This window comes from Mesorhizobium sp. USDA 4132 (assembly GCF_056279545.1).
The window spans coordinates 3,364,480-3,379,121 of the sequence record NZ_JBWCCP010000001.1; the positions used below are offsets into that span (position 1 = coordinate 3,364,480).

Annotated in this window: 13 protein-coding genes and 1 other RNA gene; 3 read left to right on the top strand and 11 right to left on the bottom strand. The window is 61.5% G+C overall.

Annotated features, from left to right (window positions below; genetic code table 11):
- Nucleotides 1–34: 34 nt before the first annotated feature.
- Nucleotides 35–1,993: a DEAD/DEAH box helicase gene (locus tag ACZ9IU_RS17165; RefSeq protein ID WP_038544920.1), complete on the bottom strand. Its 1,959-nt coding sequence runs from the start codon at nt 1,991–1,993 to the stop codon at nt 35–37.
- Between the two features lie 204 nt (nt 1,994–2,197).
- On the opposite strand from ACZ9IU_RS17165, the gene ACZ9IU_RS17170 reads away from it, so the two are divergent.
- Complete coding sequence (locus ACZ9IU_RS17170; protein ID WP_038544922.1) at nt 2,198–2,791, top strand: hypothetical protein; 594 nt, start codon at nt 2,198–2,200, stop codon at nt 2,789–2,791.
- Nucleotides 2,792–2,797: 6 nt separating this feature from the next.
- On the opposite strand, the gene ACZ9IU_RS17175 is transcribed toward ACZ9IU_RS17170, so the two are convergent.
- The 9 genes from ACZ9IU_RS17175 to ACZ9IU_RS17215 all read right to left on the bottom strand — a co-directional run bounded on the left by ACZ9IU_RS17175 (nt 2,798) and on the right by ACZ9IU_RS17215 (nt 10,156).
- Nucleotides 2,798–3,622: a TIGR00282 family metallophosphoesterase gene (locus tag ACZ9IU_RS17175; protein ID WP_038544925.1), complete on the bottom strand. Its 825-nt coding sequence runs from the start codon at nt 3,620–3,622 to the stop codon at nt 2,798–2,800.
- 2 nt (nt 3,623–3,624) lie between these two features.
- Nucleotides 3,625–4,227, bottom strand: coding sequence for a 5-formyltetrahydrofolate cyclo-ligase (locus ACZ9IU_RS17180; RefSeq protein WP_038544927.1), 603 nt, complete (start codon nt 4,225–4,227; stop codon nt 3,625–3,627).
- Nucleotides 4,224–5,507 (bottom strand): hemolysin family protein, encoded by a 1,284-nt coding sequence (locus ACZ9IU_RS17185; RefSeq protein WP_038544929.1) that lies wholly within the window; start codon nt 5,505–5,507, stop codon nt 4,224–4,226. Before ACZ9IU_RS17185 ends, ACZ9IU_RS17180 begins: the two co-directional genes overlap by 4 nt.
- 264 nt (nt 5,508–5,771) lie before the next feature.
- Nucleotides 5,772–6,800 carry a sensor histidine kinase gene (locus tag ACZ9IU_RS17190; protein ID WP_038544932.1) on the bottom strand — a complete coding sequence of 343 codons (1,029 nt, stop codon included), beginning with the start codon at nt 6,798–6,800 and terminating at the stop codon, nt 5,772–5,774.
- 9 nt (nt 6,801–6,809) lie between these two features.
- Entirely contained in the window at nt 6,810–7,253 is a 444-nt protein-coding gene (locus ACZ9IU_RS17195) for a response regulator (protein WP_038544934.1), read from the bottom strand.
- Entirely contained in the window at nt 7,250–8,749 is a 1,500-nt protein-coding gene (locus tag ACZ9IU_RS17200; RefSeq protein WP_080719203.1) for a sensor histidine kinase, read from the bottom strand. The genes ACZ9IU_RS17195 and ACZ9IU_RS17200 overlap by 4 nt, the downstream gene beginning before the upstream one ends.
- A gap of 508 nt (nt 8,750–9,257) precedes the next feature.
- Nucleotides 9,258–9,416: non-coding RNA, 6S RNA (gene ssrS / locus ACZ9IU_RS17205), on the bottom strand.
- Between the two features lie 64 nt (nt 9,417–9,480).
- Nucleotides 9,481–9,858 (bottom strand): cell division protein ZapA, encoded by a 378-nt coding sequence (locus ACZ9IU_RS17210; protein ID WP_038544939.1) that lies wholly within the window; start codon nt 9,856–9,858, stop codon nt 9,481–9,483.
- 25 nt (nt 9,859–9,883) lie between these two features.
- A complete protein-coding gene (locus ACZ9IU_RS17215) occupies nt 9,884–10,156 on the bottom strand; it encodes a DUF4164 domain-containing protein (RefSeq protein WP_038544942.1) in 273 nt (90 codons plus the stop codon).
- Between the two features lie 342 nt (nt 10,157–10,498).
- Here ACZ9IU_RS17215 and tkt point away from each other — a divergent pair, with 342 nt between their 5' ends.
- Together tkt and gap are read left to right on the top strand one after the other, a co-directional pair.
- Nucleotides 10,499–12,481 carry a transketolase gene (gene tkt / locus ACZ9IU_RS17220; RefSeq protein ID WP_038544944.1) on the top strand — a complete coding sequence of 661 codons (1,983 nt, stop codon included), beginning with the start codon at nt 10,499–10,501 and terminating at the stop codon, nt 12,479–12,481.
- 45 nt (nt 12,482–12,526) lie between these two features.
- Complete coding sequence (gene gap / locus ACZ9IU_RS17225; RefSeq protein ID WP_038544947.1) at nt 12,527–13,537, top strand: type I glyceraldehyde-3-phosphate dehydrogenase; 1,011 nt, start codon at nt 12,527–12,529, stop codon at nt 13,535–13,537.
- A 219-nt stretch (nt 13,538–13,756) separates the two neighbouring features.
- On the opposite strand, the gene ACZ9IU_RS17230 is transcribed toward gap, so the two are convergent.
- Nucleotides 13,757–14,401: a hypothetical protein gene (locus tag ACZ9IU_RS17230; RefSeq protein WP_157885163.1), complete on the bottom strand. Its 645-nt coding sequence runs from the start codon at nt 14,399–14,401 to the stop codon at nt 13,757–13,759.
- Nucleotides 14,402–14,642: the final 241 nt, after the last annotated feature.

Here is a 14,642-nt window from a genome sequence, read left to right on the forward strand (position 1 = left end):
TCTCGCAATTCCGGTTGGCAACGCTGTGCCTTGCCTACTTCCGGCGCTCGAAATTGCTGCTGTTGGCCAATTTCGGCTTGTCCTTCTTCTTGAAAGGCTTGTCGTCTTTCTTGAAGGGCTGGGCGTCCTTGCGGAATGGCTTGGCTTCCTTGCTGAAGGGCTTGGCGTCCTTGTTGAAAGGCTTTACGTCGCCACGCGGTTCGGTCGCCCTGGGGCCGCCCGGACCGGCTGCGTTGGAGGTGTTCTTCCGCGGTTTGCCCTTCGCCCAGTCGTCGCCACGAGGCTCCTTCGGACGATCGTCATAGGACTTCTTGACATAAGGCTTGGCCGGCGCGGGACGGCTGAGGTCCGGCGCGCTGGTCAACCGGGTGACGCGGATGCCGCGCTCCAGCGCCTTGTCCTTGCCGACAGCCTGCATGAAGGCGTCGGCGTGGTCGGCAGCGATCTCGACGAAGGTTTCGTCCTGCTGCATCTTGATCGCGCCGATTTCCCGCTTGGTGACGTTGCCGTTGCGGCAGAGCATCGGGATCAGCCAGCGCGGCTCGGCATTCTGCTTGCGGCCGACCGACAGCGAGAACCACACGGCCGGGCCGAACTCGTCGCGCGACGGGCGCGGGGTCATCGGGAAGTCGCCCTCGCCGCCGGCGCGCTCGCGCGGCTTGCGGGCATCCTGCTGCACCGAGATCTCGATCAGATCCTCGGGGGCGGAATATTTGGTGCGGTAAAGGCTGACGAACGCGGCCGCCAACTTGTCCGCGCCATGGCTCTCGACCAGCTTGGCGACGAGATCCAGCTCTTCCTCGCGCGGCTTTTCGCTAAAGATCGGATCGGCCAGCAGACGCTCGTCGTCGCGCCGCATCACCTCTTCGGCAGACGGCGGACGAGCCCAGGTGGCCGAGATGCCGGCGCCGCCGAGCAGGCGCTCGGCCTTGCGGCGTGCGTTGACCGGCACGATCAGGGCGCTGATGCCCTTGCGACCGGCGCGTCCGGTGCGGCCGCTGCGATGGAGCAGCGTTTCCGGGTTGGTCGGCAGGTCGGCATGGATGACGAGATCGAGACCCGGCAGGTCGATGCCGCGGGCGGCGACGTCGGTCGCGATGCAGACGCGGGCACGGCCATCGCGCATCGCCTGCAGCGCATGGGTCCGCTCGTTCTGCGTCAGCTCGCCGGAGAGGGCCACGACGGCGAAGTTGCGGTTGTTGAACCGCGCCGTCAGATGATTGACGGCAGCACGGGTCGAGCAGAACACGATCGCGTTGGTCGACTCGTAATAACGGAGCACGTTGATGATCGCATTTTCGCGGTCGGCCGATGCGACGGCGAGCGCGCGGTATTCGATATCGACATGCTGCTTTTCCTCGGCAGAGGTCGCGATGCGCACAGCGTCGCGCTGGTAGCTTTTGGCAAGCTTGGCTATCGCGGCCGGAACGGTTGCCGAGAACATCAGAGTGCGGCGGTCGTCGGGCGCCGATTCCAGGATGAATTCCAGATCCTCACGGAAACCGAGATCGAGCATCTCGTCCGCCTCGTCGAGCACGGCCACCTTGAGGGCCGACATGTCGAGCGCGTTGCGGCGGATATGGTCGCAGAGACGGCCGGGGGTACCGACGACGATATGGGCGCCGCGCTCCAGCGCGCGCCGTTCGCTGCGGATGTCCATGCCGCCGACGCAGCTGGTGATGACCGCGCCGGTCATCTCGTAAAGCCATTCCAGCTCGCGGGTGACCTGCATCGCCAGTTCGCGGGTGGGCGCAATGACGAGCGCCAAAGGCTGCCGCGCCGGGCCGAATTTTTCCGCGTCGCCGAGCAGGGTCGGCGCGATCGCAAGCCCGAAGGCAACGGTCTTGCCCGAGCCGGTCTGCGCCGAAACCAGCGCATCGGAATGGATGAGAGCCGGGTCGAGCATGGATTTCTGGACGGGGGTCAGCGTTACATAGCCCCGTTTCGCCAACGCCTTGGCGATCGCCGGGACGGCGCCGTTGTAATCGGTCATCTAAATCTGTCTTTCGGATTTTCGCGCGCAAAGCGCTGTGGCTGCAACACTCGCAGCCGAACTTGCGCCGTTCCTACTTATTTGCAGCGCAAATGTCAAAGAGCATGTCGGCGCGAGGTCCCGATCAAGGCCGCTATTGACGCCAAAAGCTTAATATCTGACGTAAATCTCCCTTAAGTGGGGAATACCCAAGCGGAGAAGGCCATGTCCGACATTTTAAAAAAGCAGGCCGAACTGCAGGCTCAGGCCGATACGATCGTCAGCGCCCTCGGCCTCGAGGATGCCTTGCGTTTGGCCGGAAATCCGGTGTGGGTCGGAAGCTCGGCGCTCGGCCTCATGGCCCGCCGCGATATCGACATCACCGTGGTCTGCGAAAGGCTCGACCCAGCCGCCCGCCGGACCGTCGCCGAGATCGCCGGAGAACTGATGCTCGACAGCCGCGTCGGCGCCGTGCGCTACCGCAACGATAGCGGCCTCTGGAACGTCGAACCGCAAAACTACCCGGACGGCCTCTATCTTGGCCTCACCTACCGGACGGACACGGGCGAAGACTGGAATCTCGACATCTGGTTCATCGACGAGCCGGACCGCCAGCCCGACCTGAAACATCTGAAGACGCTGCTGCCCCGCTTGACCGACGAGGTGCGGAAAACCATCCTCGCCATCAAGGCTGACCTTGCTGCAACCGCGCCGAAAGGCGGCAGGCCGGCCCCGAGCGCGCTTGTCTACGAGGCGGTGCTGGATGACGGCGTCGATAAGCTTGCAGGCTTCGTGGACTGGCTGTCACGCCGACCGTAGGCGGCATTACCGCCAGAACGACGGGATGGTCTCCGCAAGCCGCGGCCCGATCCGGAGCGGCTCGATCTTCTCCGCAAGGCCTGTCGCATCGGAAATCTCGATGCCAAGGCCGCAGATCGTCGCGGGCCCGGTCGCCGCCTCGAAACGGCCCTTCGGCATTTTCGAGATGAAGCGGTTAAGCGGCTCTTCCTTGTCCATGCCGAGCGATGAGTCGTAGTCGCCGCACATGCCGGCATCCGACATGTAGCCGGTGCCGCCGTTGAGGATCTGGCAATCGGCGGTCGGCACATGCGTATGGGTGCCGACCACGAGGCTGGCGCGGCCGTCGACGAAATGCCCGAAGCACTGCTTTTCGCTGGTCGCTTCCGCGTGAAAATCGAAGATGATCGCGTCCGCCTGTTCCTTCAGCGGCGCAGCGGCGAGGATCGTTTCGGCGCTCTTGAAGGGATCGTCGAGCTCGGGATGCATGAACACCCGGCCCATGATGTTGGCGACCAGAATGCGCGCGCCATTGCGGGCGTAAAAAATGCCGGATCCCTTGCCCGGCGTGCCGGCGGGATAGTTGGCGGGCCGCAGGAATTGCTCGTGGCGGCCGGCAAAGCTCACCGCCTCCTTCTGGTCCCAGACATGGTTGCCGGTCGTCACCACGTCGGCACCGGCATTGATCGTCTCGAGAAAGATATCCTCGGTAATGCCGAAGCCGCCCGCGGCGTTCTCGCCGTTGACGATGACGAAATCGAGCTTCAGGTCGGCGACGAGGCTCGGCAGTTTTTCCCACACCGCCACGCGGCCGGTCTTGCCCACCATGTCACCCAGGAACAAAAGGCGCATTCTTATCCAATCTGTGCACGGCCGATGTCTTCGAAGGGCCGGTAACCGCTTTCCGTCAGGACAGCGTCTAGTCTGATATCGTGAGGTTCAGCAGGAACTGATGCCACTTCCTGGCAGTCGAAGGCAATCCCGATCAGCGTCGGGTTCAGGCCTTTTTGCTGCAGGCGGTGGATCGCCCGGTCGTAATAACCGCCGCCATAGCCGATCCGGTGCCCGCCGCCATCGAAGGCCGACAGCGGCACCAGCATCACCTGCGGCTCGAGTTCCGCCGCATCCGGCCCCGGGCCGAACGTGCCGAACACGCCCGGCACCAATTCGGCGCCGCGCACCAGTTCGCGGAAGATGATCGTCTTCTTGTCGAGAATGACCGGCACGCAGAGCCGCGCGCTGCGGTCCCTGAGATGCGCCATCAGCGGCCGCACGTCGACTTCCGAGCGGATCGGCAGGAAGCCCGAAACGATCGCACCGGCGTCGAGGCTGATTGCTTCGGCCCCATGCGATGCAATGAGAAGGCTCTTCTCGATGCGCTCGACCGGCGCAATGGCATCCCGTGCGGCAAGCCGCGCGGTACGAAGCTCCGCCTTGGTCTTCAGGACGTCCGTCATACCTTGTCCGACCGCCTGACCAGCAGCTTGTCGATGCGGCGGCCGTCGAGATCGATCACCTCAAAGGTCCAGCCGTTCTTGGTGAAGCTCTCACCAAGTTCAGGCAGGCGTTTCATCTCGTCGAGCACGAAGCCCGCGACAGTCTCGTAGCCTGGGTCGTCCCCGAGCGAAAACCCCATCTGGTCGGAGAATTCGTCGACCGGCATCCAGCCGGCGATCAGGAACGAACCGTCGTCCCGCGCAACGATCGCAGGTTCTTCGTCGTTTTCCTCCTGGAACACGCCGGTGATCGCCTCGAGGATGTCGCCCGAGGTGATGATGCCTTCGAAATGGCCGTATTCGTCGTAGACGAGCACCATATGGGCCGGCGCGCGGCGCAGCGCCTGGATGACGTCGAGCGCGCCGGTGAGGTCCGACACGACGGGCGCCTCGCGCATGATGCCGCGGATATCCAGCATCTTGCCGCCGGCGATGAAATCGTAAGCGTCCTTGACGAACAGCGTGCCGAGGATTTCGTCGGAACTGCCGTTGCGGATCGGCAGGCGGGAACGCTGCGTGGCGCGCAGCTGTTCGCGGATCTCATCCGAATTGTCTTCGATGTCGATGACCTCGACATCGCGCCGCGGCGTCATCAGGCCGCGCGCGGTGCGGTCGGCAAGCCGCATGACGCCTGAGATCATGGCGGATTCTTCCGTCTCGATCACGCCGGCGCTCTGGGCTTCGGCAAGCACGGTGCGGATTTCCTCGTCGGTGACCCGGTCGCCCGACTCGCCCCTCTGGCCAAGCAGGCTGAGGACGATTCGGCCGGAAATATCGAGGAACCAGACGATCGGCGCGCCAACGGTCGCCAGCATTTTCATGGCGGGCGCGACACGGGCGGCAACCGCCTCCGGCGCTCGCAGCGCTATCTGCTTCGGCACCAGTTCGCCGACGATCAGCGACAGATAAGTGATGATGACAACGACGGTGCCGACGCCCAGCCAGTCGGCGAGATTGTCCGCCATGCCCTGCGCCTCGAACCAGGTGGTCAATCGCGCGCCGAGCGTGGCGCCCGAGAATGCACCGGACAGCACGCCGACCAGCGTGATGCCGATTTGGACGGAGGAGAGGAAGCGGCCGGGATCTTCCGCAAGCCGCATGGCTGTGGCGGCACCGCGATTGCCTTGCTCGGCCATGATCCGCAACCGCACGGGGCGGGAGGAGACGACGGCAAGTTCCGACATCGCGAGGACACCGTTCAAAACGGTGAGGGCGATGACGATGAGTATTTCGGTTAACAAGAGAAGCTCTTTAATTGGAACAATATGCCTGCACGCGAAACGAACGTGCCGCCCCAGGGAGCGGCCCGCATCCATACGACCGCGCCGGAGCGCTCCGTCGGCGATGCTTCACGCACAGTTCGGAAAACCGGGACCGGTTCTCGGAGCTATGCACCTTCACTCGCATGCGTAAATCATAGGGTCGTCATGCGGGCATTGCAATGGTTGGAACAAAATGAAGGGTTTGCACCGCGGAAGCCGTGACCCGTTCCCCCGACGCCGCAGCTATTGAAGGCTGACCGTCAGTTCGGCGCGGGTGCCGGCAAGAGAGGGCACATAATGGATCGTCGAACCGAGCGTCGCGGCCATGGATTTGACAATGCGGCTGCCGAGCCCGGTTCCTTTCGGCACGTCGCCCTCACGCCAGCCGATCCCGTCATCCTCGACGGCGAGAAGCGCATTGCCCTCGTCTTGACGCTTGAGCAGCACCCGCACTTCGCCCTCGGTGCCGGCCGGATAGGCATATTTCAGCGCGTTGGTAAGCAGTTCCGTGACGATCATGCCGACGGAGACGGCGCGATCGGAGGTCAGCGACAAAGGTTCGGCATCGAGGCGGATCGACGGTCCCCCATCGCCGTTGACGGAGCCCTGGACCTCACGCACCAGCGTGCCCAGATATTTGTCCATCTCCACATGCCGGACGTCGTCGGATGTGTAGAGGCTGCGATGCATGCCGGCGATCGCGCTGATGCGCGCCTGCGTCTCGGAAAGAGCGGCCTTCACGTCGTCGCTCTTGCTGCTGGATACCTGCAGGCGGATGAGTGCCGCGACCAGCGCCAGGCTGTTGGCCACGCGGTGATTAACCTCGGCGAGCAGAACCTCGGCGCGTTCCTTGCCCAGGCGAATTTCCTGCTCGGCCTTGTCCTTGGCCTGCCGCAATTCGGCATTGGCGATGCCCTGCGCGATCGCGCTTTCCATCAGCGGCCAGAATTCCTCACCGACCGTCTTGATGACATAGTCGGATGCGCCGCTCTTCAGCGCATCGATGGCGATCGTCGCGTCGCTGGAACCGGTGACGTAGATCACCGGAATGACCGAGTCCTGATCTTTCAGCTTGTGAAGGATGTCGAGCCCGGTTCCGGTCTTCAGGTAATGGTCGAGGACGATCGCGTCGATACCGCCTTTCTCCACCGCCGCCATTGCCGATGCGGCATCAACGGCGTGGACCATCTGATAACCAGCCCGCGCGAAATGGCGTTCTGCCAATCTGGCAAGCGCGAGATCATCATCGACATAGAGTATGGTTTGCGGCATCACGTCTCGTTATCTTCCGGGGACCTGCATCACGGCAAAGAACAGCCCTAGTTGTCGGATGGCATGCGCAAAACTGTCGTAGTCCACCGGTTTGGTGATGTAGACGTTGGCGCCGAGATCGTAGCAGCGCTGAATCTCCCGCTCATCGTCCGTGGTCGTCAGGATGACCACCGGCAGACGCTTGGAGTGTGGGTTGGACTTCACCTTCTCCAAGATGTCAACACCCGACATGTCCGGCAGGTTGAGGTCGAGGAGGATCAGCAGATGGCGATCCTGATTTGGGTCTCCGGAACGATCCGCGCCGAGGATAAAGTCGAGAGCCGCATTGCCGTTCGTAAAGGGAACGATCTCGTTATTGACGCCAGCGCGACGGACGTTCTTTTCGATCAGGCGCGCATGGCCTTCATCGTCCTCGATCATCACGATGGTGACTTCTTTACCGGCAGCCTTCATGAGCCGTTACTCCTGACATAGTGAGACAGATCCGTGGGCAACCGGATGACGAACGTCGTCCCGCCGCCCAATGTGGACGTCACGGTAATCTCACCGCCTAGATTTCTAACTAGTGAACGCACATGCGCAAGACCGATACCCTCGCCCTGCTGGTCCTGAACACCCGAGCGGCGGAAAAGCTCGAAAACCCTCTCGTGATCCTCCTGGGCGATACCCCGGCCATTGTCTGAAACCTCTATTCTCATCGCAGCGCGGCCAAGCGGCATGGCCTTGACCGACAGGTTCAACGGCCGATCCGGATGTTTGTATTTCACCGCATTGTCGAAGAGATTGCCGAAAATCTGTTCCAGCGAAAATCGGTCGGTAATAAGGCCCCGCGCCTGGGCGACCGAAATATTCACCTCGCCGCCCGCTTCGCTGACCTGGTGGTAGATGCTGGCCGCCGTTGCTTCGAGGAGCTCCCCGAGATCAATCCTCTCCGGCTTCAGTTCGCGCCGCCCGTCGCGGGAAATCTTCAGGATCGCGTTGATCAGCCCGTCCATCTTCTTGGTGGACGAGCGGATGAAGGCGATGGCCTCCGGCAGATCCTGCTCGACCGCGACACGGGCATCGTTCACGTCGGTTTCCGACAGCGGCGTCCCGTCGGCCAGCACATAGGTGCTGATCGACTTGAGGCTCGCGTCGAGTTCGCTGGTGAAACCCATGATGTTGACCAGCGGTGCACGCAGGTCGTGCGAGACGATATAGGCATAACGCTGGATCTCGCGATTGGCCTGGATCAGATCCTCGGAGCGTTCGTTGACGCGCTCCTCGAGACCGGCATTGAGCTCCTCGACCTCCGAGCGCGCCCGCTGAAGCTCGTGGACATGCTGCCCGACGATCATGATCGCACCGCCGATGACGAGGATGATCATCAGGCCGCCGCCAATAGTGATCCATTGTAGCGCCGTTGCCGAATCATTGAGGTCGTCGACCCCGGTCCCGATCCGCCCGTCCGTGTCACGGAGCAGCGTGCCAAGGATTGTCGTGATGCCCTCCATCAACTGCCGGCCATAGGCGCCCCGGATGACCTCGATCGCCCCAACAGCATTCCCCTTCTGCACCATCTCCACCGTCGACTGCATCTCGGCGAGCTTGTCGTCGATCAGCGGGTCGAGTTCGGCAAATGGAACATGCACGGCGTCCAGTTTGCCAGCAGCCGTCTTCAGTCGCTCGCGCAATCGCGGAATGACCGCACTGGCAGTCGTATAGGGGATCAGGAATTCAGCATCCTGCGTCAGGACGAAACCACGCTGGCCGGATTCGGCTGCTCTGAGGAAAAGCTGCATGTCCGCGGCAGCACTTCGAAGTTCGCGCAGCTTCACCACGTCCTCAAAATAGACCTGCGTCGTCCGTGCCAGGAGGAAGGAGGACAGCACGATCGCCAACAGGATGGCGCCCCCGACCAGAAGCATCAACAGCGAAGATCGGGCGAAGGTGGATTTCAAAAAGGGCATCGATACGGCCGGCGAGTGAACGGGACGGCAAGAACTTGGGGGCGCGGCCCCCGTTGTCAAGCGAAGGCCGAAGAATAGATTGGTGCACGTCGAGAAGATCCACCTCGTTTGAAAAGAGGATTAAGAGTCTCGTCCAAACCGTGACCACGCGGCGCCAAGTCCACGATATGGTGGATAAATTTGAGAATTCTTAAATATAGATCTGGCCCGGCATTCGCAGTTGTCGCCGCCGGATGAACAATCGCCAGCCAAGCCGATCAGTCCGGACCCGATTTCGCTCGTCCTGCACTTTACAAGCAGATGCGAGAATAGATCATCCGGTCAATATGCGAATCGCGGATATTCAATAAGGATGGCCGCGCGGGAAAGACCCCCCAACCAGCAGTCCCGCCTCTCGGCTGCAGTCCGGAATGCAGCTGAGTGTTTAAGCCAGGCGGTCTTTGCCTTGCATGCGGCTGCGACTTCACTGTCGCCGGAAGCCGGAAACAATCAGGTCAAAAAGGGAGAAGTGCGATCCGCGGCAACCGATGGATGTTTACGATCCTGGGTGCCTACAAACGTAGGTGGGCGCCGTGTGTCCAAGCCCACGGGCCTGGCCAGGGACAGCTCCCTTTGGATCGAGTATGGCCCCAGGGATTGTGGTTCCTGTCGTGAGGCGCAGATCGCATCGGCAATATATGTGTGATTGTCGGTCCGCACCAGTGGCGGCAAGCCTTTATTATCGACTTTGATCAGTTCACGGGAGCGGGCGTGCGGCCGTTGAGCTTGGCGGTCAGCCCGTCGAGCCGCGAGGCGAGCTCGCCGAGCGCCGAGACCACGTGCTGCTCGTTGCGCTGCTGGGTTTCGAGCGCACCGTCGCGGTTGGACTTGAGTGCCGCGACCTCGGTCTCGAGCAGGCCGAGCTTGCGGGTCATCTCCGAAAGTTCGTCCATGATCATGATGCCGGCCATCACGGTGATGCGCAGATCGCCGATCTCGCCGAACTGGCTTTTGAGGTGCCCTACGTAGCGGTCGAATCGATCGGCAAGTTCGGTCAGGTGGCTTTCCTGCCCTTCCTCGCAGGCCATGCGATAGGCCTTGCCGTCGATCATCACCGTTACCTGGGCCATGGCATTCCCTTTTGATCCTGGCGCATCAGCGATCGAGCACGGCGCGGATGGTTTCCATCGCCGTCACGAGACGCCTCGAGACTTCCCGGTTTACTTCTTCCAGTCGATTGGCGCGGAATTGCGACTGGTCGAGCTCCTGCGCGAGCCGTGCCCGGTCCGCGTGCACCCGGCGGACCTCGCCCTCCACGTCCTGGGTCTCGCGCTGGCGCTCGATGCGCGCATCGACGGCGCTCTCAAGACCGCCGATCGCCGCCTTAAGTTCCGAAATCACCATGTCGATCGTCTTTTCCGACGGCATGCGAAGCTTCCTGTCGATACACGAAATGAGCCGAATCGATACGATCGATCTCTCCAACAAGGCCGGAAGACTATTCACCGCCTGCAAGCCGGTCAATCAATCGAGACCCTTCAAACATGTCCTAACTGTGGATCGTCAACTATGTTTCTGCCCCTCGTCACATGCTGCACGGAATTCCGGCAGCTGCGGGAAAGTTCGTCACGATCGCCTCGGTGCGACGGCGCTTTTGTTGACTTGCGCGTTGCACCTGCTAAGGATCACCCGCTCTTAGGTGGTCCCTGGGCCACTCTTCAAGTGGTCCAACGCGGACCGTGACCGACACCCGTAAAAAGCGGATTAGCCATGACCTCTCTCGACAAACATAACCGGATGGCGAACGCGATCCGATTCCTCGCCATGGATGCTGTAGAGAAGGCCAATTCCGGCCATCCCGGCCTGCCGATGGGCGCTGCCGACATCGCGACGGTTCTGTTCACCCGCTACCTGAAATTCGACCCGAAGAACCCGCTCTGGCCGGACCGCGACCGTTTCGTGCTGTCCGCCGGCCACGGTTCGATGCTGCTTTATTCGCTGCTGTTCCTCACCGGTTACGAGGACATGACGATGGAGGACATCAAGCAGTTCCGCCAACTCGGCTCCAAGACCGCCGGCCACCCGGAATACGGCCACGCGTCGGGCATCGAGACGACCACCGGCCCGCTCGGCCAGGGCATTGCCAATGCCGTCGGCATGGCGATCGCCGAGCGCAAGCTGGAAGAGGAATTCGGCTCCGACCTGCAGAACCATTTCACCTACGCGCTGTGCGGCGACGGCTGCCTGATGGAAGGCATCAGCCAGGAAGCCATCGCGCTTGCCGGCCACCTGAAGCTCAACAAGCTCGTGCTCTTCTGGGACAACAACTCGATCACCATCGACGGCGCCGTCTCGCTGTCGGACTCGACCGACCAGGTGATGCGCTTCAAGTCCGCCCACTGGAACACGATCGAGATCGACGGCCATGACGTCGATCAGATTTCGGCGGCGATCGAAGCCGCCCAGAAGTCCGACCGCCCTACCTTCATCGCAGCCAAGACCATCATCGGCTTCGGCGCCCCCAACAAGCAGGGCACCCACAAGGTCCACGGCTCGCCGCTCGGCGCCGAGGAAATCGCCGCAGCTCGGCATGCGCTGAACTGGGAAGCGGAAGCCTTCACCGTTCCGGCCGACGTTCTCGATGCCTGGCGCCTTGCCGGCCTGCGCTCGACCACGGTCCGCAAGGACTGGGAAGATCGCCTCGCCGCCACCGCCGCTGAGAAGAAGGCCGAGTTCGTGCGCCGCTTCGCCGGCGACCTGCCGGGCAATTTCGACAGCGCCATCGACGCCTTTAAGAAGAAGATCGCCGAGAACAACCCGACCGTTGCCACCCGCAAGGCATCCGAGGACGCGCTCGAAGTCATCAACGGCATCGTCATCGAAACGCTCGGCGGTTCGGCCGACCTGACGCCGTCGAACAACACCAAGACCAGCCAGATGAAGTCGATCACCCCGACCGATTTCTCCGGCCGCTACATGCACTGGGGCATCCGCGAACACGCGATGGCCGCGGCCATGAACGGCATCTCGCTGCATGGCGGCCTGATCCCCTATTCCGGCGGCTTCCTGATCTTCTCGGATTATTGCCGTCCGTCCGTCCGCCTCGCAGCCCTGATGGGCATCCGCGTCGTGCACGTCTGGACGCATGATTCGATCGGCGTCGGCGAAGACGGCCCGACCCACCAGCCGGTCGAACAGGTCGCAGCCCTGCGCGCCATCCCGAACCTCTTGATCTTCCGCCCGGCCGACGAGACCGAGACGGCAGAATGCTGGCAGCTGGCGCTGAAGGAAAAGCACCGCCCGTCCGGCCTGGCGCTGACCCGCCAGAACCTGGCGCCGGCCCGCAAGACCTATGAGGAGAAGAACCTCTGCGCCCAGGGCGCCTACGAGCTCGTCTCCGCCGCCGACGCCAAGGTGACGATCTTCGCGTCGGGTTCGGAAGTCGAACTGGCGCTGAAAGCCCAGGCGACGCTTGATGGCAAGGGCATCGCGACGCGCGTCGTTTCCGTCCCCTGCGTCGAACTCTTCTTCGACCAGCCGGAATCCTACCAGACCGCGGTTGTCGGCAATTCGCCGGTCAAGATTGCCGTCGAAGCCGGCGTGCGCGAAGGCTGGGATCACTTCATCGGTCCGAAGGGTGCCTTCATCGGCATGAAGTCCTTCGGGGCCTCGGGCCCTGCCAAGGATCTCTTCAAGCACTTCGGCATCACCGCGGAAGCGGTTGTTGCCGCAGCCGAAAAAGAGCTCGCCTGATCCAACTGAAATTTCCAAGACAAGCTAAAAGCGGGAGTATGTGAAATGACTGTCAAGGTTGCCATCAACGGTTTCGGCCGCATCGGCCGTAACGTGCTGCGCGCGATCGTCGAATCCGGTCGCACCGATATCGAGGTCGTCGCCATCAACGACCTGGGCCCGGTCGAGACCAACGCCCACCTGCTGCGTTACGACTCGATCCACGGCAAATTCCCGGCAAGCGTCGAAGTCAGCGGCGACACGATCATCGTCGGCGGCGGCAAGCCGATCAAGGTGACGGCGATCAAGGACCCGGCGACCCTGCCGCACCGCGAACTCGGCGTCGATATCGCGCTCGAATGCACCGGCATCTTCACCGCCCGCGACAAGGCCGCGGCGCACCTGACCGCCGGCGCCAAGCGCGTCATCGTCTCGGCCCCGGCCGACGGCGCTGACCTGACCGTCGTCTTCGGCGTCAACCACGATCAGCTGACCCGGGAACACCTGGTCATCTCCAACGCGTCCTGCACCACCAACTGCCTGGTTCCGGTGGTCAAGGTCCTCGACGACGCCGTCGGCATCGACCACGGCTTCATGACGACGATCCATTCCTATACCGGCGACCAGCCGACGCTCGACACGATGCACAAGGACCTCTATCGCGCCCGCGCCGCAGCGCTCTCGATGATCCCGACCTCCACCGGCGCCGCCAAGGCCGTCGGCCTGGTTCTGCCGCATCTGAAGGGCAGGCTCGACGGCACCTCGATCCGCGTGCCGACCCCGAACGTCTCGGTCGTCGACTTCAAGTTCGTCGCCAAGAAGACGACCACGGTTGCCGAAATCAACGAAGCGATCAAGTCCGCTTCCAACGGCGCCCTGAAGGGCATCCTCGGCTACACAGAAGAACCGCTCGTTTCCCGCGACTTCAACCACGACAGCCATTCCTCGATCTTCGCGATCGACCAGACCAAGGTGCTCGAAGGCAATTTCGTGCGCATTCTGTCCTGGTACGACAACGAATGGGGCTTCTCCAACCGCATGGCCGACACGTCGGTCGCGCTTGCCAAGCTCATCTGAGGATCACAGACGCTGCCTTCGGGCGGCACCGGCAAGATATGGACCTCCTCCCGCAAGGGAGGGGGTTTTTGTTTGTGGGGATATCGGAAGGACGGTGCTGCTTTGAATTCGCACGCGGTAGCCATGAGCCGCTCATGGCTCCATTGCGGGCGTAGCTGCCTTTGGAGCTTGATTTGTGAATGTCAGCTTTAGAATTACGCGCCTTGAACAACGGGCGAATTAGCCATTCTGGATAAACATGTGCAAGTCAGGAAATTCATGGGCACAGTGACTTTTGATCCTTTCAAACAAAAAGTGGTCTCTCTCTTCTGAAGAGCATCCTTGATCGTGATAACCCAACGAGAGATACAGGTTTCCGGTGTTGCATTTTGCAAAGATCAACCATTCACCGGTCAATTTTTGAGCAGAACTGCGTTCGGCAAGAGAATTCTTTACAGCTTGCATCGCTGCACCGAGGTACCTCCTCCGGTCAAGATCTTCTGATTGATGACCCTCATTTCGGAGTTTTTCGGCAATCCGTTCAAGCTCTCCGTCCCTGAGGCCATTAATGACGTTGAGAGGCAGGTTGGCACCAGTGTAAAAATGTTTATGCCAAAGTCCCTTCAGAGGCTCACGCCTAAAGCGTGTTGCTGGTTTCACGCCTGACTCTGGCTCACCAGCTTCAAGGTTCTTGATGGCTCCTAGAACTGCGAAGCAATTCAACGAAGATCTTTTATAGCCAACGAACATATCCATCCAAACCAGATGTGAAATTCGTTGTTCAAGGCGGTCATCTAACTGCACCACCAGCCCGTTTCGAAACTGCGCGAACTCATCTTCGGTAGCTTCTAATTTCGATCCATCACTGCAATTAATTCTTAGCAAGGTTCTGTTCCAAACTGATTGATACCAAAGCGACCATTGGAAAGCATATCAGGTATAAAGATTCTACACATATTGCTGTTAGCCGCTCTTCGCTGCACCACCGTAGTCCTGCAGGTTTGGGCCGAAAAAAGCCATCTATGATATCCGCTCCATGAGGCCGCGACAGCCAAGTCCTGCATTTCAGCGCACCGCCAAATTTTTTCACCCTCGATTTTCCCCGCCCCTCCAAACCGTGCCTACA